Genomic DNA, 23,828 nt, shown 5'->3' with positions numbered 1-23,828 from the left:
TCGTCCGTATGACGGGCGGGGCCGTGTCTCGCATACCGGTCCGCCGACCGGGACAAGGGGAGAGCATGAACGACCAGGTTGTCGGTTGTTTCCGGCATCCGGACCGGGCGACCGGCATCCGTTGCGTCCGCTGTGAGCGGCCGATCTGCCCGGACTGCATGGTCAGCGCCTCGGTCGGGTTCCAGTGCCCGGAGTGTGTGGCGGGCGGTTCGGGCACCGGACATCACCCGGGGGCGCAGGCGCCGCGCACGATCGCCGGGGGCACGCACGTCGCGGATCCGCGTCTGGTGACCAAGGTCCTGCTGGGGCTGAACGTCGCCCTGTGGCTGGTGGTGCTGGGCGTCGGTGACCGCGTCGTCGACGACCTGGAGCTCTTCGGGCGGGCGGCGCTCACGCCCTTCACCCCGTTGGAAGGCGTCGCCGAGGGGCAGTGGTACCGCCTGCTGACCGCGACGTTCCTGCATCAGGAGCCGATGCACATCGCCTTCAACATGCTGTCGCTGTGGTTCCTCGGCCCGCCGCTGGAGGCCGCGCTCGGCCGGGCCCGCTATCTGGCGCTGTACGTGCTGTCCGGTCTGGGCGGCAGCGCGCTGGCCTACCTCGTCGCCGCGCCGAACCAGCCGTCGCTCGGTGCCTCCGGTGCGATCTTCGGGCTGCTGGGTGCGACCGCCGTGCTGCTGCGGCGCATGAACTACGACATGCGCCCGGTCATCGCGCTGCTGGTGCTCAACCTGATCTTCACCTTCACCTGGTCGAACATCTCCTGGGAGGCGCACGTCGGCGGTCTGGTGGTGGGCACGGCGGTGGCCTTCGGCCTGGTGCACGCCCCCCGCCGGAAACGGGCGGTGGTGCAGTACGCGACCTGCGGCGCGGCGCTGCTGGTGATCGTCGCGGTGGTGGCCGTGCGGACGCTCCAGCTCGCGGCCTGAGCGAGGCCGCTCACCCGTGGACGGGGCCCGGCGGCACAGATGAGCGCCGGTTGTCCACAGCGAGCGTCGGATCGTGTGCACGATGTGGGGAACGCGTGTTCCTGGCGGCGCCGAACCGCGTTTCCCCAGCAAAACGCCGGTGTGACGGTGATACGCAGCGCTCGCGATCAGTCACACCGGCGTCAACGCCGAGGAAGTTATCCACAGATCTTCTGAGTTTTTCCCCACTGTGGACGAGGGTGTGGATAACTCGCTGGAAGGCTCAGGGGAGGGCTTGTGCGAGGGTGCTCGCGCCCGTCATGTCGGAGCCTTCTCCGGGGGCCGAGCCCGCCGCTACTTCCACTGCGTGGAGACCACGAACCCCGCCGCGATGAAGCCGAAGCCCACCACGATGTTCCAGTTGCGCAGCGACTCCACCGGCATGTCACCGCTCGTCACGTAGAAGAGCACGATCCAGGCCAGCCCGATCAGGAACATGGCCAGCATCAGCGGGGCCACCCAGCCGCGTCCGGTGGGGCCCAGCTTCAGATTCTGTGTCTTCACCGGCGGTGGAGTGAAGTCGTCCTTCTTGCGGATCCGTGACTTCGGCACGAGGAACTCTCCTGTCGATGCGCTGCGTAACCGCGCGGGGGATACAAGGCTGGCTGCCGGGGCGGGAGCGACGGGAGCTCTTCGTTCCCCCGGGCGTCCGTTAGCGTAGTGCTTCCGCGGCGTCGGAGAGGATAAGGGTACGTTGAGTAATTCTGCGGACTCCACCAGCACGCCTTCCCGGCGATTCCGCCCGGTGCGGCTGCTGACCGCCGGAGTCTTCGCGTTGGCCGGTCTGCTCTTCTTCACGAGCTTCAACACGGCCCGCGGGACGGACATCCGCACCGACGACTCGATGCTGCGGCTCTCCGACCTCATCCAGGAACGCAGCCGCAAGAACGCCGATCTCGACGAGAGCGCCGCGGGCATGCGCTCCAAGGTGGACGCGCTCGCCCGGCGCGACAACGGCAACACCGCCGCCCAGGACAAGAGACTCACCGCCCTGGAGCGATCCGCCGGGACCACCAAGCTCAGCGGCACGGGCCTGACGGTCACCCTCACCGACGCGCCGCCCAACGCCACCGCCCGGATCCCCGGCATCCCCCAGCCGCAGCCCAACGACCTGGTGATCCATCAGCAGGACCTGCAGGCCGTCGTCAACGCCCTGTGGCGCGGCGGCGCCAAGGGCATCGAGGTCATGGACCAGCGGCTGATCTCCACCAGCGCGGTCCGCTGCGTCGGCAACACCCTCATCCTCCAGGGCCGCGTCTACTCCCCGCCGTACAAGGTGACGGCCGTCGGCGACCGCGGTCTGCTGCGCAAGGCCCTCGACACCTCCCCCACGATCCAGAACTACCTCCAGTACGTCACCGCCTACGGGCTCGGCTGGAAAGTCGACCAGCACGACGCGGTGACTCTTCCCGGTTACTCGGGCACAGTGGATCTCCACTACGCGAAGCCCATGGGGTGACCCGGGAGGGGGCCGGCCGGTGCGAGCGCGACTGGTCGTCCGGACGTTCAGCGAGCTGTGCGTCACCGTCGGCACGCTGATCGTCCTGTTCGTCGTCTACGTCCTGTACTGGACCGGGGTGCGCGCCGACAGCGCCATGGAAGACGAGATCGGCCGGCTCCAGGACGAGTGGTCGACGGGACCGGTCGCCGGGCACGCGACCGGTGAGACGACGGCCGGAATGACTGGCGGAACGACGGCCGGAACGACCGCCGGAGCGCCGCCGCCCCCGGCGCGGGCCCGTCCGCCCGGTGCCTCCTTCGCCGTCATGTACATCCCGCGCTTCGGCGCCGACTGGGCCAAGCCCGTCCTGGAGGGCACCGGGCCCGAGCTGCTCAAGAAGGGCCTCGGGCACTACGAGCGCACCGCGCGCCTCGGCGCGGCGGGAAACTTCGCCGTCGCCGGCCACCGCCGCACCCACGGCGACCCCTTCAAGGACGTCCCCCGGTTGCGCCCCGGCGACGCGGTGGTCCTGACGGACGGCACCACCTGGTTCACCTACCGCGTCGACCGCCGCCCGTACCGGACCCGCCCCGACGACCTCGGTGTCCTCGACCCGGTCCCCGCGAAGGCCGGCTACCGCGGACCGGGCCGCTATCTGACCCTCACCACCTGCGACCCCGAGTGGGGACACAGCCACCGGCTGATCGTCTGGGCGCACTTGGACGCCACCTCGCCCGTCACCGGCGGCCGGCCGGCGGCTTTGTCCGGCTGACCACCCTCCGACGGTGCCGCCCTTTACCCTGGTGCTGCAATCGACTACGTCATCGGCGAGTAGGGACAGCATGTACGTCTGGATCTGGCGTCATCTGCCGGGCAACGCATGGGTGCGGGCGCTGATCTCGCTGCTGCTCGTGCTGGCGATCGTGTACGTCCTCTTCCAGTACGTCTTCCCCTGGGCGGAACCGCTGCTGCCGTTCAACGATGTGACGGTCGACAACGGAATGGCGGTGAACCGATGAGCGCGCGCATCCTCGTCGTGGACAACTACGACAGCTTCGTCTTCAACCTCGTCCAGTACCTCTACCAACTGGGCGCCGAGTGCGAGGTGCTGCGCAACGACGAGGTCGAGCCGCGCCACGCCCAGGAGGGTTTCGACGGGGTGCTGCTGTCCCCCGGCCCGGGCGCGCCGGAGCAGGCGGGCGTCTGCATCGACATGGTGCGGCACTGCGCGGGGACCGGGGTGCCGGTGTTCGGGGTGTGCCTGGGGATGCAGTCGATGGCGGTCGCGTACGGCGGGGTGGTCGGGCGGGCGCCCGAGCTGCTGCACGGCAAGACCTCCCTGGTGACCCACGAGGGCACGGGCGTCTTCCGTGGGCTGCCGTCGCCGTTCACCGCCACCCGCTATCACTCCCTCGCGGTCGAGCGGGAGACCTGGCCGGACGAGCTGGAGATCACCGCCTGGACCGAGAGCGGCGTGGCGATGGGGCTCCGGCACCGCGAGCTGGCGGTCGAAGGGGTGCAGTTCCACCCGGAGTCGGTGCTCACCGAGTGGGGGCACCGGATGCTCGCCAACTGGCTGGTCGCCTGCGGTGACGCGGGGGCGGTGGACCGCTCGGCGGGGCTCGCCCCGGTGGTGGGCAAGGCCGGGGCGTGACCTCGCTCCATCCCGAGCGGGACCCGTGGCAGTCGCCACCAGGCTCCGGGCAGAGCCCGTGGCACACGTCGCAAGGCCCCGAGCGGGACCCGTGGCAGATGCCGCAAGGCCCTGAGCAGAGCCCGTGGCTGACGCCACAACAGCACCAGGAGCCCTCCTGGTCCCCGGAGGCCCCTGTTGGCCCCACGGGGCCCGTAGCGGGCGCGCAGGGCCCCGTACGGGTGGTGTCCCAGCCACTGCCCCCCGAAGACCACGCGACGATGACCCTGCGCCGGGTCCGGGAGCCGACCACGGGGCCGGCCACCGGGGGGCGCGCGGAGCGGCGCAGAGCGGCCCGGCGGGCGCAGCGGGCGCGCAGGGACAGCGCCGGGGTGATCGCGGCGCGGCTGACGGGCGAGCTGTTCATCACCGTGGGCGTGCTGATGCTGCTGTTCGTCGCCTACCAGCTGTGGTGGACGAACGTCATCGCCCAGCGTCAGGCGGGCGGCACCGCGAAGAGTCTCCAGCACGCCTGGGAAGAGAACGGCGGTGCGGACCGGGCCGCCGGGGCGTTCTCGCCGGGCCAGGGCTTCGCGATCCTCTACATTCCGAAGCTGGACGTGAAGGCCCCCATCGCCGAGGGCATCGGCAAGCACAAGGTGCTGGACCGGGGCATGGTCGGGCATTACGCCGAGGGCCCCCTCAAGACCGCGATGCCCTGGGACGCGCGGGGCAACTTCTCGCTCGCCGGTCACCGCAACACCCACGGCGAGCCGTTCCGCTACGTCAACCGGCTGCGCCCCGGCGACAAGATCGTCGTGGAGACCAGCAGCACCTTCTACACGTATGAGATGACAAGCCGTCTGGATCAGACGTCGCCGGCGAACGTCGGGGTCATCGCCCCTGTGCCGGTGGGTTCGGGCTTCGGCAAGCCGGGCCGGTACCTCACTCTCACCACCTGCACTCCGGAATTCACCAGTACGTATCGAATGATCGTCTGGGGCAAGATGGTCGACGAGCGGCCCCGGAGCAAGGGAAAGCCGGACGCGCTCGTCGGGTGAGACAGCAGAGCGAATCGGGGTACGACGCGGTGGCACGGATCGACGACGACGGGCCCCGGCGCCCGGCCCGCCCACGAGGGAAGATCGCCGCCGCCGTCAGCCTCTTCGGTGAACTGCTGATCACGGCCGGCGTCCTGATGGCCCTGTTCGTCGTCTACTCCCTCTGGTGGACGAACGTGCTGGCCGACCGGGAGTCGGCGAAGCAGGGCGACCACGTCCGCGAGAGCTGGGCCAAGGGCCCGGGCGCCCTGGACACCAAGGACGGCATCGGCTTCCTGCACGTGCCGTCGATGAAGAACGGCGAGGTGCTCGTCAAGAGCGGCACCGGAAGCAAGGTCCTCAACGAGGGCGTGGCCGGCTTCTACCGCGCGCCGGTGAAGTCCGCGATGCCGTGGGACGCGAAGGGCAACTTCACGCTGGCCGCCCACCGGGACGGGCACGGCGCGAAGTTCCACAACATCCACAAGGTCAAGGTCGGTGACCCGGTCGTCTTCGAGACCCGCGACACCTGGTACGTCTACAAGGTCTACTCCGAGCTGCGGGAGACCTCGAAGTACAACGTCGAGGTCCTGGACCCGCTGCCGAAGGAGTCCGGCGCGAAGAAGCCCGGCCGCTTCCTCACCCTGACGACCTGCACGCCCGTCTACACCTCCGACTACCGCTATGTCGTCTGGGCACAGCTGGAGCGCACCGAGAAGGTCGACAGCGCGCGCACCCGGCCGAAGGAACTGCGCTAGGGCCTGTCCGGCGGATCATGTGGGCGGGCACTGCGGCCCGTAATCGCCGGACGGGCTTGATGTGGCTGACCTCAGCCCATTCAAGCCCGTCCGGCGATTGAGGACGCGCCCGGCAGGGCGCTCAGCCGCCTCAGGCGGCCGCAGGCCTCAGTGACGCCGGCCGAAGGGGCCGCCGAAGAGGCCGCCTCCGGTGTCACCGCCGGTGGTGCCGGGGGCGGGGTTGGTGGGGGTGCCGGTGTCGACGGGGCCGCCGCCGATGGTGGTGATGTTGACCGGCGTGTCCTTCGGCACCTGGGTGCCGCCCACCGGGTCGGAGACCATCACCAGGGCGTTGTCGTCCTGCGGCCCGGTGATGTTGCCGACCTTCAGTCCCGCGTCCGTCAGCGTCTTCTTGGCGTCCTTGAGCTTCTGGCCGACCACACCCGGCACGCTGATCTTCTGGCCCGCCTTGGCGACGAAGAGCGTGACCGTGGAGTTCGGCTGCGCCGTGGTGTTGCCGTCGGGGCTCTGCCGGACGACGTTGCCGGGCGGCTGGTCCGACTCCTCCTCGTCCTTATCGACCTTGAAGCCGAGGTCGGTGAGCTGCTTCTTCGCGGCGTCGAAGGACTGGCCGACCACGGACGGGACGGTCTTGGACGCCGGGGTCGAGGCGACGGAGAGGGTGATCTCCGTGCCCTTGGCGGCCTTGGTGCTGCCCTTGGGGTCCTGGTCGATCACGACGCCGGCGGTCCGGTCGGACTCCACCTGCTTCTGACGGACCGTGAAGCCCTTGGCCTTGAGGGTCGCCTCGGCCTCTTCGAACTTGGAACCCAGGACGTCGGGGACGGCGACCTTTTCCGCGCCCTTGGACAGCACGACCTTGACCTCGGCCCCACGGTCCACCTTGGCGTTGGCCTTGGGGTTCTGGTCGCAGACCTTGCCCTTGTCCTGGTCGCAGAACGTCTCGCCGTCCTGGACGACCTTGAAGTCGCCGTTCTCCCCCATCTTCTGGGCGGAGGTCAGCGTCTCGCCGGTCAGCGACGGGACCGTCACCTTGTCGTTGTTGCCGCCGCCGAAGAGCGACTTGCCGATGAAGATCGCCCCGACGAGCACCAGCACACCCGCGACGACCAGCAGGATCGTCGAGAGGTTGCTCTTCTTGCCACCACCGCGCCGGCCGTCGCGGTCGTCGTAGCCGTACCCGCCGTCGTCGTCGCGCACGGGCGGCAGCATGGAGGTCTGCCCCGCCGGGTCCTGCGGGCGGAGCATCGTGGTCGGCTGGTCCTCGCCGTAGCCGCCGGGGGCGCCGTAGCCGCCCGCGGCCATCGAGGCCGTGGCCGCCACGGGCTGGCCGTCGAGGGCCGCCTCGATGTCGGCGCGCATCTCGTCGGCCGACTGGTAGCGGTAGTCCGGGTCCTTCGTCAGCGCCTTGAGGACGATGGCGTCCATCTCGGGCGTGATCTCGGGGTCGTGGGTGCTCGGCGGGTTCGGCTCTTCCCGTACGTGCTGGTAGGCGACCGCCACGGGCGAGTCGCCGACGAACGGGGGCCGCACCGTCAGCAGTTCGTACAGCAGACAGCCGGTGGAGTACAGGTCGGACCGCGCGTCGACCTGCTCGCCCTTGGCCTGTTCGGGGGAGAGGTACTGGGCGGTGCCGATGACGGCCGCGGTCTGCGTCATGGTCATGCCCGAGTCGCCCATCGCCCGGGCGATGCCGAAGTCCATGACCTTGACCTGGCCGGTGCGCGTCAGCATGACGTTCGCCGGCTTGATGTCGCGGTGGACGATGCCGGCGCGGTGGGAGTACTCCAGCGCCTGGAGGACGCCGATGGTCATCTCCAGCGAGCGCTCGGGCAGCAGCTTCCGGCCGGAGTGCAGCAGCTCGCGCAGCGTGGACCCGTCCACGTACTCCATGACGATGTACGGGATCGAGACCCCGTCGACGTAGTCCTCGCCGGTGTCGTAGACGGCGACGATCGACGGGTGGTTGAGCGAGGCGGCCGACTGGGCCTCACGGCGGAACCGGGCCTGGAACGACGGATCCCGGGCGAGATCCACCCGGAGCGTCTTCACGGCGACGGTGCGGCCGAGCCGGGTGTCGTGGGCGAGATAGACCTCGGCCATGCCACCACGGCCGAGCACCGAGCCCAGCTCGTACCGGCCGCCGAGGCGACGCGGCTCTTCCATAGCTCCAGCCCTTCCGTTTTCCTGACCGCACCGGCGTGGGTCCGGCGGTGTGCTGTCCGGGCATACCGTACCCGGAGCACCGTGCGCCTCTTTGGCGCCACCGTCACCTGATATACGACCGGTACCGTCGCGGGGGCCGGACGGCTGCGGAGGTGAGCGGTGTCACTTCGCCGTCTTGAGTACCGCCTCCATGACGCTCTTCGCGACCGGCGCGGCGAGCTTGCCGCCCGCGATGTCGTCACGGGTGGTCTCCGAGCCCTCGATGACGACGGCGACGGCGACCGGCGAGCCGTTCTCCCCCTTGGCGTAGGAGATGAACCAGGCGTAGGGGTTGCCGCTGTTGTCGACACCGTGCTGGGCGGTACCGGTCTTGCCGCCGACCGTGACGCCGTCGATCTGGGCGTTGGTTCCGGTGCCCTTCTCGACCACGGTCTCCATGATCGACTGGAGCTTCTGCGCGTTCTCCGAGCTGAGCGGCTGGTCCAGCTGCTTCGGCGTGTGGGTCTCGATCACATTGAGGTTCGGGGCGCGCAGCTTGTCGACCATGTACGGCTCCATGAGCTTGCCGTTGTTGGCGACCGCGGCGGCGACCATGGCCATCTGCAGCGGCGTGGCGCGGTTGGAGGCCTGGCCGATGCCCGCCATGGCGTTCTGCGGGCGGTTGTCCTTGGGGTAGACGCTTTCGGCCGCGCGGACGGGCGTGTCGAGCTTCGGGTTGTTGAAGCCGAACTTCTCCGCCTGCTCCATCATCTTCTTGTTGCCCAGGTCGGAGCTGACCTTGCCGAAGACCGTGTTGCAGGAGTACTGGAGGGCGACCCGCAGCGAGGCGTCCTTGCAGGGGATCGAGCCCTCGTTCTGCAGCTGCACCCGGGTGTCCGGCAGGGTCCAGGGCAGCGGCGAGTCGGTCTTGGAGTCGACGTCCTTGTACAGCCCGTTCTGCAGCGCGGCCGCGGCCGTGACGACCTTGAAGGTCGAGCCCGGCGGGTAGGTCTGCTTGAGCGCCCGGTTCAGCATCGGCTGGTTCTTGTCGCTCGTCAGCTCCTTCCACGCCTTCTCGTCGCTGCTGCCCGCGACGCGCGAGGGGTCGTACGAGGGCGTGGAGGCGAGGGCGAGGATCTTGCCGGTGCGCGGGTCGAGCGCGGCGACGGCACCGCGCTTGTCGCCCAGGCCCTTGAAGGCGGCCTCCTGGGCCTTGGCGTTCAGGGTGGTGATCACGTCACCGCCCTTCTTGCCCTTGCCGGTGATCATGTCGACCGTGCGGTTGAAGAACAGCCGGTCGTCGTCGCCGGTCAGCACCGGGTCGTCGAGCTTCTCGAGCTGGTTCGCGCCGTAGACCTGCGAGGCGTAGCCCGTGACCGGGGCCCACATCTCGCCGTCCTTGTACGTGCGCTTGTACTTGAAGTCGGTGTTGTCGGTCTCCTTGGACCCGGTGATCGCCTGCCCGTCGACGATGATGTTGCCGCGCGGCTGGCTGTAGCGGGCGATCAGGACCCGGCGGTTGTTCTCGTGGGTCTTGAGTTCCTCGGCCTGGACGAACTGGATCCAGTTGTCGCGCATCATCAGGGCGAGGACGAGAAGGCCACAGAAGATCGCGATCCGGCGCACGGGCTTGTTCACGGGCGGACCACCTGGGTCATCTCGGCGTCGGGGGACGGTGCGGGCGCCGGGGCCGGGCGGCGCGCGGTGTCGCTGATCTTGACGAGGATGGCGACGAGGGCCCAGTTGGCGAGGACGGACGAACCACCCTGCGCCATGAACGGCATGGTCATACCGGTCAGCGGGATCAGGCCCATGACGCCGCCGGCGACGACGAAGACCTGGATGCCGAAGGCGGCGGACAGCCCGCAGGCCAGCAGCTTGCCGAACGGGTCACGGGCGGCCAGGGCGGTGCGCAGACCGCGCTCCACGATCAGCCCGTAGATCAGCAGTATCGCCATGACGCCCGCCAGCCCCAGCTCCTCGCCGACGGTGGCGAGGATGAAGTCGGAGTTGGCGGCGAAGCCGATGAGGTCGGAGTGGCCCTGGCCCCAGCCGGTGCCGAAGACGCCACCGGAGCCGAAGGCCATCAGCGCCTGGGCGATCTGGTCGGAGGAGCCGTCCTTGAACGCGTCGAACGGGTGCAGCCAGGCGTCGACGCGCTGCTGGACGTGCGGTTCGAAGGTGTTCACGAAGACCGCGCCGCCCGCCGACATCAGCAGACCGAAGACGATCCAGCTGGTGCGCTCGGTCGCGACGTAGAGCATCACGACGAACATGCCGAAGAACAGCAGCGAGGTGCCGAGGTCGGTCTCGAAGACGAGGATGAGGATGCTGACCGCCCAGACGACCAGGATGGGACCGAGGTCCCGGCCGCGCGGCAGATAGAGCCCCATGAAACGGCGGCTGGCCAGGGCCAGGGCGTCACGTTTCACCATGAGATAGCCCGCGAAGAAGATCGCCAGGATGATCTTCGCGAACTCACCGGGCTGCAGCGAGCCCAGACCCGGGATCGTGATCCAGATGCGCGCACCGAACTTCGCGGGGAAGAACATCGGCGCGACGAGCAGGATCAGCGCCACGACCATGGAGATATAGGTGTAGCGCTGGAGGATGCGGTGGTCCTTGAGGAAGATCAGGACTGCCACGAAGAGAGCGATGCCGAGCGCCGAGAACAGCAGCTGGTTGGGCGCGCTGGGGTGGAAGAACTTCTTCGCCATCAGCCGTGGCGCCTGGTCGAGCCGCCAGATGATGACCAGCCCGATCCCGTTGAGGAGGGTGGCCAGCGGCAGCAGCAGCGGATCGGCGTAGCGGGCGAACTTGCGCACCACCACGTGGCCGACACCGGCCAGCAGGCCGAGGCCGAGGCCGTAGCCGAGCATGCCGGAGGGCATCTCGCCGTCGAGGGCGAGACCGACGTTGGCGTACGCGAAGCACGGGATGAGCACCGAGAAGGCGAGCAGCGCCAGCTCGGTGTTGCGCCGGCTCGGCGGGCCCTGGGTGCTGATCGTCGTCGTGTTGGTGGTGCTCGACGACATGGATGGCATGGATGGCATTGATGGCATGGCTTTGATGGCCCCCTACGGCTTTACTGCTGAGCGCTGCTGCACTGCGGGACCAACTTCTGCTCTTCCTCGCTGAGGGTGGGACCCGGGGAGGGGACCGGGGTGGCCTGGACGTTCGTCCGGTCGCCGGGCTTGGGGTCCTTCGGGTCGTCCTGGGCGGCACCCGGCTTGCCGCCGGTCTTGTCGCCGTTCTGCTTCTCGGTCTCCCGCTGCTGCTGCTCGGCCTTGCGCCGCTCGTCGGCCTTCTTGCAGGCGCCGGCGAGCGTGCCGAGGTCCTTGACCTTCTGCCGGGCCTGGCCGAGGCTGCCGACCGCGATCGTGTCCTCGACACGGGTGCGCTGGTCCACGGGGAGGTACTTGAGTTCGATCTCGCGGTGGTCCTCGTAGATCTTGCTGAGGCCCACCCACGCCAGGTCCTGGTTGATGCCCTGGTAGACGGCCACGTGGTCGTTGTCCTTGGCGCCCACGTAGTACTGCGTCTGGGTCCATTGGTAGCCGGCGTAGAGACCGCCGCCCACGACGCCGAGCACGACGGCGATGATGAGCGACCGCTTGAGCCACTTGCCACCGCGGGGCGGCTTGACGAAGTCCTCGTCGGAGAACGATCCGAAGGAACCGTCCGGCGTGCCGCCTATGGCCGGCTCGCCGCTGCCGGGCGGGCCGAAGCCGCCGCCGGCCGCGCCGGGGCCCTGCGGTGGCACGGGCCGGTTGGCGCGGCCCAGCTCGGCGGCGCGGCCGGCCGGGGTCTGCATGGCGCCGTCGTCGCCCAGCTGGAGCTGGTTCTCGGCGACCGCGCCCACGATCACGGGGGTGTCGTTGAGCTGCGCGGTGAGGGTGTCGCCGCCGTCGATCTCCAGCACGTCCGCGACGATGCAGGTGATGTTGTCGGGGCCGCCGCCGCGCAGGGCGAGCTGGATCAGGTCCTGGATGGTCTCGTGCGGGCCCTGGTAGCTGGCGAGCGTCTCCTCCATCGTCTGATGGCTGACGACGCCGGAGAGCCCGTCGGAGCAGATGAGGTAGCGGTCGCCCGCCCGGACCTCGCGGATCGACAGATCGGGCTCCACGTGGTCACCGCTGCCCAGCGCGCGCATCAGCAGGGAGCGCTGCGGGTGGGTGGTGGCCTCTTCCTCGGTGATCCGGCCCTCGTCGACGAGCCGCTGCACCCAGGTGTGGTCCTGGGTGATCTGGGTGAGCACCCCGTCGCGCAGCAGGTAGGCGCGCGAGTCGCCGACGTGCACGAGACCGAGCCGCTGACCGGTCCACAGCAGCGCGGTCAGGGTGGTGCCCATGCCCTCGAGCTGCGGATCCTCCTCGACCATGGCGCGCAGCTGGTCGTTCGCGCGCTGCACCGCGGTGCCGAGGGAGGTGAGGATGTCCGAGCCGGGGACGTCGTCGTCCAGCGTCACGAGGTTGGAGATCACCTCGGAGCTGGCGACCTCGCCCGCGGCCTGGCCGCCCATGCCGTCGGCGATGGCGAGCAGCCGGGGGCCGGCGTAACCGGAGTCCTCGTTGCCCTCCCGGATCATCCCCTTGTGAGATCCGGCGGCGAAGCGCAGTGACAGACTCATGCGCACCTCGCCCGACGGCTCCGGGTACATCCGCACGGTGCCCACCCTCCGGTCGTCATGGTCCTACTACTTCCGCAGCTCGATGACGGTCTTGCCGATGCGGATCGGCGCGCCGAGCGGGATCGGGGTCGGGGTGGTCAGCCGGGTCCGGTCGAGATAGGTGCCGTTGGTGGACCCCAGGTCCTCGACGATCCACTGGCCGTCGCGGTCGGGGTAGATCCTGGCATGCCGGCTGGAGGCGTAGTCGTCGTCCAGCACGATCGTCGAGTCGTGGGCGCGGCCCAGCGAGATGGTCTGGCCCTGGAGGGCGACCGTGGTCCCGGTGAGGGTGCCCTCGGAGACCACCAGCTTGGTGGGAGCGCCGCGTCGGCCGCGCTCCGCACGTCGACCGCCGGACTGTTGCTGCTGTCGCTGCTGCGGCGGCGCGGTCTGCTGCGCACGCTGTGGCTGGCGGTCCTGGCCACCGCGGCGTGAGCCGCGCTGCGTGACCCGCGTGCCGAACAGGTCGCTGCGAATGACCTGTACGGCCACGATGACGAACAGCCACAGTACGGCGAGGAAACCCAACCGCATGACCGTGAGGGTCAGCTCTGACATTGCCCCCGCTTCACCCTTCGGCTTGCCGATAAACGATGGTGGTGCTGCCCACGACGACGCGCGAGCCGTCGCGGAGCGTAGCGCGCGTGGTGTGCTGCCCGTCCACCACGATGCCGTTTGTCGAACCCAGGTCCTGGATGGTCGCGGGGGTTCCTACCCGGATTTCGCAGTGCCGGCGCGATACGCCGGGGTCGTCGATCCGTACGTCCGCTTCGGTGCTGCGGCCGAGTACGAGGGTGGGCCGGGAGATCTGGTGCCGGGTGCCGTTGATCTCGATCCAACGGCGGGTCTGGGTGCCGGGGACGGCGCCCGGCCCGGGGCCGCCCGCACGGGGCGCGGGGCGGCCGGGAGCGCCGGGCGGCGGGGACGCGGGCATCGGCGGCGGACCCGCGGGCCGGTCCGGATAGCCCGCGCCGTGCGTGACCGCGCCACCGGCCGCGCCACGGGGCGCGGCGGGCTGCTGGCCCTGCGGATCCTGCGATTCGCTGGAGGCCAGGGTGCGGCTGCGCACCCGGTACAGCCCGGTGTCGAGGTCGTCGGCCTTCTCCAGGTGGACCTTGATGGTCCCCATGAAGGTGTACCGCTGCTGCTTGGCGTAGTCGCGGACCATGCCGGAGAGCTCGTCCCCGAGCTGACCGGAGTACGGGCTGAGCCGCTCGAAGTCCGGGGCGCTCAGCTCGACGATGAAGTCGTTCGGGACGACGGTCCGGTCACGGTTCCAGATGGTGGCGTTGTTGTCGCACTCGCGCTGGAGTGCGCCCGCGATCTCGACGGGCTGCACCTCGGACTTGAACACCTTGGCGAAGGTGCCGTTCACGAGACCCTCGAGACGCTGCTCGAAGCGCTTCAGTACTCCCACGGGGCACCTCCTTCCCTCAGTGACGTTCCTGATGCTCAGTGTCGTTCCTGATACTGCTTACTGATCGTATCCACGCGTCGGGAAAACGGCTGGTTCCCTTTCGGCGTCAGGAGTGACGAGTGTCGCCTTCACCGCGGCCCACCGTGCGCTCCACTAGGGATCGTAGAGGCGGCCGTGAGCCAGTGTCCCGCAACCGGTGCGGTCCCCGCCGGACCGGCGGACCGGGCGGCAGGGAAGTGGTGTGAAGGCACCCTCCACAGCGTGCTAATGTTCTGCATGTCGAAAGGCGAACGCACAAGACCCGGGCGGACAGTCCGAAGAAAGTGCCGGAGCCCCAGACAGCACCCATGCGCGGGTGGCGGAATAGGCAGACGCGCTGGATTCAGGTTCCAGTGCCCGAAAGGGCGTGGGGGTTCAACTCCCCCCTCGCGCACAGAGCGGGAACGGGTCTCTCCCGGTGATGAGAATCACCGGGAGGGGCCCGTTTCTCGTTGTCCGGAACCGGCCCGGTGCCGGGTGGGGTCGGGTGTGGCCGTTGCTGCACGTGGAAGGCGCCGCGCGCGTCGCGGGGCGTCGGAGTGACATGCGGCACGGCGGCGGGTACGCCGACGGGCCCGGCGCGAGGCGTCCGGGCCCGAGGGGGAGCGCGCGAGGCGCTCGGAGTCGCTTCGAACGCGCGGCGTCAGCCCGCGAGACGGGCGACCAGGGCCTTGGCCTTGGAGACGGCCTCCTCGTCGGCCTTGGCCCGGGAGGCCTCGGACTTGCCGACCAGCTCGGCCATCGCGGGCACGGTGGCGGCCAGGGTCAGCTCGGGGACGATGAAGTCGACCTCCAGGCCGAGCATGCCGGTCAGCACCTTCTCCAGGTAGGTCGTCACGAACTCGAAGGACTCACGCGGGGTGCCCGGCGCGTACGAGCCGCCACGGCTGGCGACGACGGTGACCGGGGTACCGGCGGCGGAGGGCTTCTCGCCGGCCGTGCGACCCATGATGATCACCTGGTCCAGCCACGCCTTGAGGCTGGAGGGGATCGTGAAGTTGTACATGGGGGTGCCGATCAGCACCGCGTCCGCCCGCTCCAGCTCCTCCGCCAGCTCGACGCGCAGGTCGTAGGCGGCGCGCTGCTCGTCGGTGAACTCGGCCGGGTCGACGGAGCCCACGCTGAGCGCGGTGGCGGATATGTGCGGCAGCGGGTCGGCGGCGAGGTCGCGGTAGACGACCGTGCCCTCCGGGTGCTGCTCCTCCCAGGTCTTGCGGAAGACGGCGGTCACGTCACGGGAGGCGGAGCCCTGGGGGAGGGCGGACGAGTCGAGGTGCAGCAGCGTGGCCATGGGTTCTCCAAACAACGGGCTGGGGCCGGCAACGGGCTGTGTCGCCCTGGGGCCTGCGGCGCACGGAAGTGCAGTTCCGTACGTGACTAGTATTAGCACAGCAGCTTACTTTTCTGCAGCACCTAAGTGGAACGCAGTACTCTGGTGGCATGGCGGACCACAGCGAGCAGGCATGCAAGAAGGCGGACGAGGGCATGGCGCGCGTCTTCGAGCTGTTCGGCAAGCGCTGGACGGGGCTGATCGTGGCCACCCTGCTGCCGGGGCACGCGCATTTCGCCGATCTGCGGCGGGCCATCCCGGGGATCAGTGAGCGGATGCTCTCCGACCGTCTCACCGAGCTGGCGGCGGCCGGTCTGCTCGTACGGGAAGTGGAATCAGGTCCTCCGCTTCGTGTCTCGTACCGGCTGACCGAGGCGGGCCAAGCGATGGAACCCGCGCTCACGGAGCTGGGCCGGTGGGCCCGGCGCTATCTGGGGGACCCCGCGGAGTGCCCCCGCGAGTTCAGCTGACCCGCCGCACACCACCGGTGGGTGTCCTGTGGAGGAACGCCGGGGCACCGGCTGACGTCGGCATCGCGTTGTACCGTCGGGGCAGTTGACGCTTGCCGCTTGACGCCGCGCGATGCCGCGCCATGGGTGGAGGGGGAGGTGGCGCGCGATGACGCGACTGCCGCACGTACCGGGGTTCGCGCGATCGGTGACCGGTGGGAGGGGCGGGACGGGCGCCGGCCGGACCGCCGCTTCCACCGCTTCGGGAACGTCGCCGAAGGCCGTCGGGAAGGCACTGCGGGCGCGGGTGCCGCGCTCCGCGCACGCCGAGTGGGAGGCCGGTGCGGGACGGCCCGGCGCGGTGGAGACGATCGAGGCGGCCAACGCGGGACGGCTGCCCGAGCTGACCCCGATCCGGGCCGGCCGGATGGCGGCCTCCCCCTTCGCCTTCCTGCGCGGCTCGGCCGGACTCATGGGGTACGACCTGGTGGGCACCCCGGTGACGGGGGTGGGCGCACAGATCTGCGGTGACGCGCACGCCGCGAACTTCGGCCTCTACGGCGACGCCCGCGGCGGCCTCGTCATCGACCTGAACGACTTCGACGAGACCCTCCACGCGCCCTGGGAGTGGGACGTGAAGCGGCTCGCCGCCTCACTGGTGCTGGCGGGCCGGGAGGCCGGGGCGGACGAGGACGTCTGCCGGGACGCCGCCCGGGACGCGGTGGGCGCCTACCGCCGCACGATGCGCCTGCTGGCCAAGATGCCGGCGATAGAGGCCTGGAACGCGATCGCCGACGAACGGCTCGTCTCGCACGCGGACGCCAAGGACCTGCTGGGCACGCTGGAGCGGGTCGCGGAGAAGGCCCGACGGAACACGAGCGCGCGGTTCGCGGCGAAGGCGACCGAACCCGCCGAGGACGGCGGTCTGCGCTTCCTGGACGCGCCCCCGGTGCTGCGGCGGGTGCCGGACGACGAGGCGGCACCGGTCGCCCTGGCCCTCGGCGCCTACCTCGGCACACTGCCGGAGGACATCGTCCCGCTGCTGGCGCGGTACGAGGTGCAGGACGTGGCGTTCCGCGTGGTGGGCACGGGAAGCGTGGGGCTGCGCTCGTACGTGGTGCTGCTGCTCGACCACCGGGGCGAGCCGCTGGTGCTCCAGGTGAAGGAGGCCCGCCCCTCGGCCCTGCTGCCCCACGCGGCGAAGGCGGGCTTCATGGCGCCGACGACCCGCCACGAGGGGCAGCGCGTGGTGCTGGGGCAGCGGCGGATGCAGGTCGTCAGCGATGTGCTGCTCGGCTGGACGTCGGTGGACGGGCGGCCGTACCAGGTGCGGCAGTTCCGCAACCGCAAGGGAAGCGTCGACCCCGCGGCGCTGGCCCCCGCCGAGCTGGACGACTACGGGCGGATGACGGGCGCGCTGCTCGCCCGGGCGCACGCGCACAGCGCCGATCCGCGGGTGATCGCCGGCTACTGCGGCAAGGGAGACGAGCTGGACGAGGCGGTCGGACGCTTCGCGGTGGCGTACGCGGACCGCACGGAGGCGGATCACGCGGAGCTGGTGGCCGCGGTACGGGGCGGCCGGGTGGCGGCCGAGACGGGGATATAGCCCGCGGACCGCCCGGGGCGGGGGCGGCCGGGAGTGTGGGGGCGGCCGGGGCGTCGGGGTACGTGGGGGCCCGCGGGGCACGGGGGAACTCGTAGGCTGGGCGGGTGACGAATCCGGAAGCCGAGCAGATCCAGCCCACCGAGCAGCCGGACACCCGGCGCCTGGAACAGGCCGTGCGGTCGGCCGAACAGGCACTGATCGAGTTCGAGATCGCGGTGGAGACCTTCCGGGTGGAGGTGGAGAACTTCTCCCGGCTGCACCACCAGCGGCTCGGCCCGATGTACGCGCGGCTCGACGAGCTGGACGCGCGGATCGCGGAGGCCGTCGCGGCCCGGACCGGCGACGCCGAGGACCTGCGGCGGGCCCGGGAGGCACGGGCGCTGGTGCAGCCGATGCCGGGTGTGGAGGAGCTGTTCGGCGGCTGGATGGACTCCGAGGGGCTCTCCCCCGAGGCGACGGCGATGCTCACGGAGAAGCCCGTGCGGCCGCCGAAGCGGGTGCGCCCGAGCGACGAGGCGCGGCGCGCGTTCCGGGAACTGGTGCGCAAGGCGCACCCGGATCTGGCGCGGGACGAGCCGGACCGCCAGCGGCGCGAGGCGTTCATCGTGCGGGTCAACGCCGCGTACGCGGACGGTGACGCGACGCTGCTGGCCGAGCTGGCGGCGGAGTGGGCCGCCGGGCCGGTGCCCGAGGAGCCCCTGCCGAGCCCCAGCGAGGAGCTGTACGCGCGGCTGGAATGGCTGGCCCGGCGCAAGGAGCTGCTGTCGGCGGTGGCCGGTGAACTGGAGGACTCCGCGATCGGCGCGATGATCAAGATGGCGCCGGACGACCCGGACGCGTTGCTGGAGGAGATCGCCGAGCAGCTCCTCGCCCAGGTCGCCGAACGGGAGGCCTACCTGGCCTCGCTGGTCGGGTAGCGTCGGGGACATGCATTTCGGTTCTGGAGTACCCACGGTCGGCGTCGACGCGCTCTCGTCCGACGATTTTCTGCTGGACGTTCGTGAGCAGGACGAGTGGGCGGCCGGGCACGCGGAAGGCGCGCTGCACATTCCGATGAGCGACTTCGTCGCCCGGTTCGGCGAGCTGACGGAGAAGGCCCCCGACGGTGGCCGGATCAACGTCATCTGCCGCTCCGGCGGGCGCTCCGCGCAGGTCACCACCTACCTCGTCCAGCAGGGTCTGGACGCGGTGAACGTCGACGGCGGTATGCAGCATTGGGAGGCCGCGGGCCACCCGGTCGTGGACGGCAACGGCGCTCCCGGCACCGTCATCTAGCCGCATCGCGCCCCGGGCGTCACCGGCGGCGGTCCGGTGCCGCCCGAGCCCGTCCCGCGCCCGCACTCACCCGAGGGGGTGGGTGGCCAGCAGGTCGCCCAGTGCCTCTTCATGGGCGGCGGCCGGGCCCAGGGAGAGTTCCAGCTGCTTGGCCCAGGCGTGGTAGCGGTGCAGGGGGTAGTCGGTGTCCGCGCCGAGGCCCCCGTGCAGATGCTGCGCGGTCTGCACGACCCGGCGGACCCCTTCCGAGGCCCAGACCTTCGCGACGGCGATGTCCGCCGCGACCGGCAGCGCCGTGTCCGCACCCGACTCGATGCGCCAGGCCGCCTGCCACAGGGTGGCCTCCATCGCGCGCAGATCGATATAGCGGTCGGCGGCCTGGACGGCGACCGCCTGGAACGTGGCGAGGGGGTGGCCGAACTGCTCCCGCTTCCCCGTGTACTCGCCCGTCATCCGGGACACCGCCTCGCCGAGGCCGAGCGCGAGGGCGCAGGTGCCGGTGGTGAGCACCCCGCGCAGCCACTCCCACGCGCCCTCGGCCGTGATGACCTCGTCGCCCTCGACCCGCACACCGTCGAGACGCAGCTGTGCGTACCGCTCGCCGTTGGTGGAGACCTGGTGGGCGAGGGCCACCCCGGGCCGGTCCGGGGGGACGAGGGCGAGGAGGATGCGGCCCTCGGCGGTGTGGGCGGGGACGAGGATCCGGTCGGCGCACGGGGCCCAGGGCACGGCCGTCTGTACTCCGTCGAGGGACCACCGGCGCTCGCGGGCGCCCTCCGGCCGTGCGGTGACGGCCAGTTCGGCCCCGTCGTGGCCGGTACGGCCGTTGGCGGCCACGGTGACGACCAGCTCGCCACGGCCGATCGACGGTAGCCACCGGCCCGCCGCGGCGCCGCCGTACCGTCCGAGGACGAGGGCCGCCCCGCCCGTCTCCAGCAGCGGTACCCGGGCCAGTACCCGTGCCGCCTCACGCAGCACCAGACACAGGGCGATGGGCCCGAGCCCCGCGCCCCCGTACTCGGGGGCGACGGTCAGGCTCAGCAGATCGGCGTCCGCGAGCCCGCGCCACAGCGCCCGGTCGAAGTCCTCCGCCACCGCGCCCCGGGCGAGCGCGGGGCTGGGCACGCCGTCGGGGGCGACCCCCGCGAAGACCCCCCGGGCCGCTTCGACGGCGGCCTGCTGCTCCTCGGTGAAGGTGAAGTCCACTGCCGGTCCTCCCGCACGCCGCCGGTCCCCTTAGACGCGCTCGGCCATGGTGCCCGGAGCCTCACCTGCCTGGATCACAGCTGCCGGGTCGCATTCCGGGACGCATCCGCCGGGGCCGCATCTGGTGGGCCCTGCCTGATGAGGCGTCAAGGTAGAACAGGTTGCAGGAATTGGGAACGGTCGTCAGCGGTCGAAGTCCAACTCCACCTCTTCGGTGGCCGGATGCGACTGGCAGGCCAGCACATATCCCGCCGCCAGCTCCTCCGGCTCCAGCGCGAAGTTCCGGTCCATCCGCACCTCGCCGGTGACCAGGAACGCCCGGCACGTTCCGCAGACTCCGCCCTTGCAGGCATAGGGGGCGTCGGCGCGGTTGCGCAGCACCGTCTCCAGCAGCGACTCCCCCTCGCGGGCCGGCCAGCTGCCGCTGCGGCCGTCCAGTTTCGCGGTCACCGTGCCGACCGGCGTCCGGGCCGTCCCGGCCACGGCCGCCATGCCGGGCCCCGCTTCCCCGCCCGCCACGTCCGCTTCCTCATCCACATGGAAGATCTCCTGGTGGACGCGGTCGCGGCCGACGCCCAGCCCGTGCAGCGCCCGCTCGGCGCCGCGCACCAGCCCATAGGGGCCGCACAGGAACCAGCCGTCGACGGAGTCCACCGGGAGCAGCGCCGGGAGCAGCCGGGACAGCCGCTCCTCGTCCAGCCGCCCGGACGGCAGCCCCGCCTGCTGTTCCTCGCGGGAGAGGGCGTGCACGAGCTGGAAGCGCGTGGGGTGGCGGTCCTTGAGGTCGGCGACCTCCTCCAGGAACATCGTGGAAGCGGCGGTCCGGTCGCTGCGGATCAGGCAGAAGCGGGCGTCCGGCTCCCGGGCGAGCAGGGCCGAGACCATGCTCAGCACGGGGGTGATGCCGCTGCCGCCGACGATCGCGGCGAAGTGCCCGGCGCGCGGCTCCAGCACGAACCGGCCGGCCGGTGCCATCACCTCCACCGTGTCCCCGACTGCCAGCTCCTTGAGCGCGTAGGTGGAGAACGCGCCGCCGTCCACGAGCCGGACCCCCACTTTCAGTGCCGCCGGCCCGTCCGCGCCCGGTACCTGGCCGCAAATGGAGTAGGTGCGGCGTATCTCGGCCCCGTCCACGGTGCGACGGAAGGCGAGGTGCTGGCCGGGGGTGTAGCGGAAGACCGGGCGCAGCTCGGGGGGCACGGCAAAGGTTACGGCGACGGCGTCGTCGGTGAGGGGTTCGAGGGCCGCCACCCGCAGCGGGTGGAAGGCGCCGTGGCGGGCCGCTGCCATCTACAACTCCTTGAAGTGGTCGAACGGTTCGCGGCACGCTTCGCAGCGGCGCAGAGCCTTGCAGGCGGTGGAGGAGAAGCGGCTCAGCAGTGTGGTGTCGGTGGAGCCGCAGTGCGGGCAGCGGATGGCGAGCTGGACGAGCACCGGGCCGGCGGCGCGGTCCCGGGCGGCTGTGGGCCGTGGGGGTGCCACCCCGAACTCCTCCAGCTTGCGGCGGCCTTCGGCGCTGATCGCGTCCGTGGTCCAGGGCGGGGAGAGGACCGTGCGGACCTCCACCTCGGGGATGCCGTGGTCGTGCAGGACCCGCTCGATGTCCGCCGACATGGCCTCGATGGCCGGGCAGCCGGTGTAGGTGGGGGTCAGCTCCACCTCCACTCGGCCGGGGCCGACGAGGTGCAGCCCGCGCAGGACACCCAGCTCGGCCAGCGTGATGACGGGCAGCTCCGGGTCGGGGACGGAACCGGCCAGCGCGCGAAGCTCTTCTTCGAGCGGGGTCGGGTGGGTCGGGGCGGTCACCATGTCGCCCCCGGGTGGCTGCGGTGCAGATGCTGCATCTCGGCGAGCATCCGCCCGAACGGCTCGGTGTGGATGCCCTGGCGGCCCGCACCCGCCGTCCAGGCGCCGAGCTGGGGACCGGTGGGCAGGGCCAGAGTGGCCCGGTCCACGGTGGTGGTGACGAGGGTCAGCCAATCGTCGCGCAGGGCGGACCAGTCGACGTCGAGCCCGTCGACGGGTTCGAACAGCTCACCCGTGAACCGCCAGAGATCATCGAGGCCGGTGCGCATCCGCCGGTGGCTCTCCTCGGTGCCGTCCCCGAGGCGCAGTGTCCAGTGCTCGGCGTGGTCGCGGTGGTAGGCGACCTCCTTGACCGCCTTCGCCGCCAGCGGGGCGAAGGGGCCGTCACCGGCCGCCAACTGCCCGTACAGCAGCTGTTGGTAGGTGGCGAAGTACAGCTGGCGGGCGATGGTGCGGGCGAAGTCGCCGTTGGGCTGCTCGACCAGCTGGACGTTGCGGAAGGCGCGCTCTTCGCGGAGGTAGGCCAGCTCGTCCTCGTCGCCGGCGAGCGAGAGCAGGGTCCGGGCCTGGCCGAGCAGATCCAGCGCGATGTTGGCGAGCGCGACCTCCTCCTCCAGGACGGGTGCGTGCCCGGCCCACTCCCCCAGCCGGTGGGAGAGCACAAGGGCGTCGTCCCCGAGGGCCAGCGCGGCGCTCAGCGGGATGGCGGCTGCGGGGGCCCCGGTCATAGGTGCCGCACCCCTTCCGGGATGTCGTAGAAGGTCGGATGGCGGTAGGGCTTGTCGGCCGCCGGTTCGAAGAAGGGGTCCTTCTCGTCCGGGGAGGAGGCGGTGATGTGGGTGGAGGGCACCACCCAGATCGACACGCCCTCCGAACGCCGTGTGTAGAGGTCGCGCGCGTTGCGCAGGGCCATCTCCGCGTCCGGTGCGTGCAGGCTGCCGGCGTGGGTGTGCGACAGCCCGCGCCTGCTGCGCACGAACACCTCCCACAGTGGCCAATCAGCGCTGGTCATGCCTGTGCCTCCCGGTGTGCCTCGCTGTGCTTCCCCGCGTACGCGGCGGCGGCCTCGCGCACCCAGGCGCCTTCTTCGTGAGCCCGCCGCCGTTGGTTGATGCGCTGGTCGTTGCACGGGCCGTTGCCTCGCAGGACCTCGTGGAACTCGTCCCAGTCGATGGCACCGAAGTCGTGGTGGCCCCGCTCCTCGTTCCACCGGAGGTCCGGGTCGGGGAGGGTCAGCCCGAGTGACTCGGCCTGGGGGACGCAGATGTCGACGAAGCGCTGGCGCAGCTCGTCGTTGGAGTGCCGCTTGATCTTCCAGGCCATCGACTGGGCGGAGTGCGCCGACTCGTCGTCGGGAGGGCCGAACATCATCAGGGACGGCCACCACCAGCGGTCCACCGCGTCCTGGGCCATCGCGTGCTGGGCCTCGGTGCCGCGACTGAGGGCGAGCAGCAGCTCGTACCCCTGGCGCTGATGGAAGGACTCCTCCTTGCAGATGCGGACCATGGCCCGGGCGTACGGACCGTAGGAGCAGCGGCAGAGCGGGACTTGGTTGGTGATCGCGGCGCCGTCCACGAGCCAGCCGATGGCGCCCACGTCCGCCCAGGTCAGGGTGGGGTAGTTGAAGATCGAGGAGTATCGCTGACGGCCCGCGTGGAGCTTGTCGAGCAGCTCGTCACGGCCGGTGCCCAGCGTCTCGGCGGCGCTGTAGAGATACAGGCCGTGGCCCGCCTCGTCCTGCACCTTGGCCATGAGGATCGCCTTGCGCCGCAGCGAGGGCGCCCGAGTGATCCAGTTGGCCTCGGGCTGCATACCGATGATCTCGGAATGGGCGTGCTGTGCGATCTGCCGGACGAGCGTGGCGCGATACGCGTCCGGCATCCAGTCCCGTGGCTCGATGCGCTCATCGGCGGCCACGGTGGCGTCGAAAACCGCCTCGTACGCCTCCGCTTCCGGCGCCGTCGTCGTCATGCCGTGCCCCCTCGATCTACGAGAACTCCCTACCGACCGATCGTTCGGTTCAATGGTGGGCCGAGGGCTCGGAGG

Annotated in this window: 25 protein-coding genes and 1 tRNA gene; 12 read left to right on the top strand and 14 right to left on the bottom strand. The window is 70.8% G+C overall.

The features are described from left to right. Positions 1 to 65: 65 nt before the first annotated feature. Complete coding sequence (locus ACZ6MA_RS20790; protein WP_469435372.1) at positions 66 to 929, top strand: rhomboid family intramembrane serine protease; 864 nt, start codon at positions 66 to 68, stop codon at positions 927 to 929. 333 nt (positions 930 to 1,262) lie between these two features. Here the strand turns inward: ACZ6MA_RS20790 and crgA are convergent, their stop codons facing one another. Beyond that, positions 1,263 to 1,520, bottom strand: a complete 258-nt coding sequence (gene crgA, locus ACZ6MA_RS20785; RefSeq protein ID WP_469435371.1) for a cell division protein CrgA — start codon at positions 1,518 to 1,520, stop codon at positions 1,263 to 1,265. A gap of 142 nt (positions 1,521 to 1,662) precedes the next feature. Here crgA and ACZ6MA_RS20780 point away from each other — a divergent pair, with 142 nt between their 5' ends. From ACZ6MA_RS20780 to ACZ6MA_RS20755, 6 genes are all read left to right on the top strand, one after another. Further along, on the top strand, positions 1,663 to 2,427 hold the full coding sequence (locus ACZ6MA_RS20780; protein WP_469435370.1) for a DUF881 domain-containing protein: 765 nt from the start codon (positions 1,663 to 1,665) through the stop codon (positions 2,425 to 2,427). Between the two features lie 19 nt (positions 2,428 to 2,446). Beyond that, positions 2,447 to 3,181, top strand: a complete 735-nt coding sequence (locus ACZ6MA_RS20775; RefSeq protein ID WP_469435369.1) for a class E sortase — start codon at positions 2,447 to 2,449, stop codon at positions 3,179 to 3,181. 70 nt (positions 3,182 to 3,251) lie between these two features. Continuing rightward, entirely contained in the window at positions 3,252 to 3,428 is a 177-nt protein-coding gene (locus ACZ6MA_RS20770; RefSeq protein ID WP_165451561.1) for a hypothetical protein, read from the top strand. Then, positions 3,425 to 4,063, top strand: a complete 639-nt coding sequence (locus tag ACZ6MA_RS20765; protein ID WP_469435368.1) for an aminodeoxychorismate/anthranilate synthase component II — start codon at positions 3,425 to 3,427, stop codon at positions 4,061 to 4,063. The genes ACZ6MA_RS20770 and ACZ6MA_RS20765 overlap by 4 nt, the downstream gene beginning before the upstream one ends. Next, a complete protein-coding gene (locus ACZ6MA_RS20760; RefSeq protein WP_469435367.1) occupies positions 4,060 to 5,103 on the top strand; it encodes a class E sortase in 1,044 nt (347 codons plus the stop codon). Before ACZ6MA_RS20765 ends, ACZ6MA_RS20760 begins: the two co-directional genes overlap by 4 nt. A 29-nt stretch (positions 5,104 to 5,132) precedes the next feature. Then, the gene (locus tag ACZ6MA_RS20755; protein ID WP_469435493.1) at positions 5,133 to 5,840 is read left to right on the top strand and encodes a class E sortase; all 708 of its coding nucleotides are present in this window, start codon (positions 5,133 to 5,135) and stop codon (positions 5,838 to 5,840) included. A 147-nt stretch (positions 5,841 to 5,987) separates the two neighbouring features. On the opposite strand, the gene pknB is transcribed toward ACZ6MA_RS20755, so the two are convergent. The 6 genes from pknB to ACZ6MA_RS20725 all read right to left on the bottom strand — a co-directional run bounded on the left by pknB (position 5,988) and on the right by ACZ6MA_RS20725 (position 14,071). Continuing rightward, complete coding sequence (gene pknB / locus ACZ6MA_RS20750) at positions 5,988 to 8,006, bottom strand: Stk1 family PASTA domain-containing Ser/Thr kinase (RefSeq protein ID WP_469435366.1); 2,019 nt, start codon at positions 8,004 to 8,006, stop codon at positions 5,988 to 5,990. 162 nt (positions 8,007 to 8,168) lie between these two features. After that, positions 8,169 to 9,623, bottom strand: coding sequence for a peptidoglycan D,D-transpeptidase FtsI family protein (locus ACZ6MA_RS20745; RefSeq protein ID WP_469435365.1), 1,455 nt, complete (start codon positions 9,621 to 9,623; stop codon positions 8,169 to 8,171). Further along, complete coding sequence (locus ACZ6MA_RS20740; protein ID WP_469435364.1) at positions 9,620 to 11,020, bottom strand: FtsW/RodA/SpoVE family cell cycle protein; 1,401 nt, start codon at positions 11,018 to 11,020, stop codon at positions 9,620 to 9,622. Before ACZ6MA_RS20740 ends, ACZ6MA_RS20745 begins: the two co-directional genes overlap by 4 nt. Before the next feature lie 50 nt (positions 11,021 to 11,070). After that, positions 11,071 to 12,615: a PP2C family protein-serine/threonine phosphatase gene (locus ACZ6MA_RS20735; protein ID WP_469435363.1), complete on the bottom strand. Its 1,545-nt coding sequence runs from the start codon at positions 12,613 to 12,615 to the stop codon at positions 11,071 to 11,073. Between the two features lie 66 nt (positions 12,616 to 12,681). Beyond that, on the bottom strand, positions 12,682 to 13,212 hold the full coding sequence (locus tag ACZ6MA_RS20730; RefSeq protein ID WP_130878628.1) for an FHA domain-containing protein FhaB/FipA: 531 nt from the start codon (positions 13,210 to 13,212) through the stop codon (positions 12,682 to 12,684). Between the two features lie 10 nt (positions 13,213 to 13,222). After that, a complete protein-coding gene (locus ACZ6MA_RS20725; RefSeq protein WP_469435362.1) occupies positions 13,223 to 14,071 on the bottom strand; it encodes an FhaA domain-containing protein in 849 nt (282 codons plus the stop codon). 349 nt (positions 14,072 to 14,420) lie between these two features. Between ACZ6MA_RS20725 and ACZ6MA_RS20720 the strand changes: the two genes are divergently transcribed. After that, a tRNA-Leu gene (locus ACZ6MA_RS20720) sits at positions 14,421 to 14,504 on the top strand. A 249-nt stretch (positions 14,505 to 14,753) separates the two neighbouring features. Here the strand turns inward: ACZ6MA_RS20720 and ACZ6MA_RS20715 are convergent. Continuing rightward, positions 14,754 to 15,401, bottom strand: a complete 648-nt coding sequence (locus ACZ6MA_RS20715; RefSeq protein WP_469435361.1) for an FMN-dependent NADH-azoreductase — start codon at positions 15,399 to 15,401, stop codon at positions 14,754 to 14,756. Positions 15,402 to 15,550: 149 nt separating this feature from the next. Here ACZ6MA_RS20715 and ACZ6MA_RS20710 point away from each other — a divergent pair, with 149 nt between their 5' ends. The 4 genes from ACZ6MA_RS20710 to ACZ6MA_RS20695 all read left to right on the top strand — a co-directional run bounded on the left by ACZ6MA_RS20710 (position 15,551) and on the right by ACZ6MA_RS20695 (position 18,770). Further along, entirely contained in the window at positions 15,551 to 15,910 is a 360-nt protein-coding gene (locus ACZ6MA_RS20710) for a winged helix-turn-helix transcriptional regulator (protein ID WP_469435360.1), read from the top strand. A 148-nt stretch (positions 15,911 to 16,058) separates the two neighbouring features. Further along, positions 16,059 to 17,495, top strand: a complete 1,437-nt coding sequence (locus ACZ6MA_RS20705) for a DUF2252 domain-containing protein (RefSeq protein WP_469435359.1) — start codon at positions 16,059 to 16,061, stop codon at positions 17,493 to 17,495. A gap of 104 nt (positions 17,496 to 17,599) precedes the next feature. Continuing rightward, positions 17,600 to 18,412: a hypothetical protein gene (locus ACZ6MA_RS20700; protein WP_469435358.1), complete on the top strand. Its 813-nt coding sequence runs from the start codon at positions 17,600 to 17,602 to the stop codon at positions 18,410 to 18,412. A gap of 10 nt (positions 18,413 to 18,422) precedes the next feature. Beyond that, positions 18,423 to 18,770, top strand: a complete 348-nt coding sequence (locus ACZ6MA_RS20695; protein WP_469435357.1) for a rhodanese-like domain-containing protein — start codon at positions 18,423 to 18,425, stop codon at positions 18,768 to 18,770. Positions 18,771 to 18,836: 66 nt separating this feature from the next. On the opposite strand, the gene ACZ6MA_RS20690 is transcribed toward ACZ6MA_RS20695, so the two are convergent. From ACZ6MA_RS20690 to paaA, 6 genes are all read right to left on the bottom strand, one after another. Then, positions 18,837 to 19,976, bottom strand: coding sequence for an acyl-CoA dehydrogenase family protein (locus tag ACZ6MA_RS20690; protein ID WP_469435356.1), 1,140 nt, complete (start codon positions 19,974 to 19,976; stop codon positions 18,837 to 18,839). A 183-nt stretch (positions 19,977 to 20,159) separates the two neighbouring features. Then, positions 20,160 to 21,266 (bottom strand): 2Fe-2S iron-sulfur cluster-binding protein, encoded by a 1,107-nt coding sequence (locus tag ACZ6MA_RS20685; RefSeq protein ID WP_469435355.1) that lies wholly within the window; start codon positions 21,264 to 21,266, stop codon positions 20,160 to 20,162. After that, the gene (gene paaD / locus ACZ6MA_RS20680) at positions 21,267 to 21,785 is read right to left on the bottom strand and encodes a 1,2-phenylacetyl-CoA epoxidase subunit PaaD (RefSeq protein ID WP_469435354.1); all 519 of its coding nucleotides are present in this window, start codon (positions 21,783 to 21,785) and stop codon (positions 21,267 to 21,269) included. Beyond that, positions 21,779 to 22,510, bottom strand: coding sequence for a 1,2-phenylacetyl-CoA epoxidase subunit PaaC (gene paaC, locus ACZ6MA_RS20675; protein ID WP_469435353.1), 732 nt, complete (start codon positions 22,508 to 22,510; stop codon positions 21,779 to 21,781). The genes paaD and paaC overlap by 7 nt, the downstream gene beginning before the upstream one ends. Then, positions 22,507 to 22,794: a 1,2-phenylacetyl-CoA epoxidase subunit PaaB gene (gene paaB, locus ACZ6MA_RS20670; protein WP_469435352.1), complete on the bottom strand. Its 288-nt coding sequence runs from the start codon at positions 22,792 to 22,794 to the stop codon at positions 22,507 to 22,509. Before paaB ends, paaC begins: the two co-directional genes overlap by 4 nt. Further along, positions 22,791 to 23,753 carry a 1,2-phenylacetyl-CoA epoxidase subunit PaaA gene (paaA, locus tag ACZ6MA_RS20665; RefSeq protein ID WP_469435351.1) on the bottom strand — a complete coding sequence of 321 codons (963 nt, stop codon included), beginning with the start codon at positions 23,751 to 23,753 and terminating at the stop codon, positions 22,791 to 22,793. The genes paaB and paaA overlap by 4 nt, the downstream gene beginning before the upstream one ends. Positions 23,754 to 23,828 lie beyond the last annotated feature (75 nt).

The organism is Streptomyces sp. NPDC042259 (assembly GCF_055582085.1).
The sequence above is the reverse complement of the archived record's forward strand: the minus strand, read 5'-3'. Positions and strand labels throughout refer to the sequence as shown.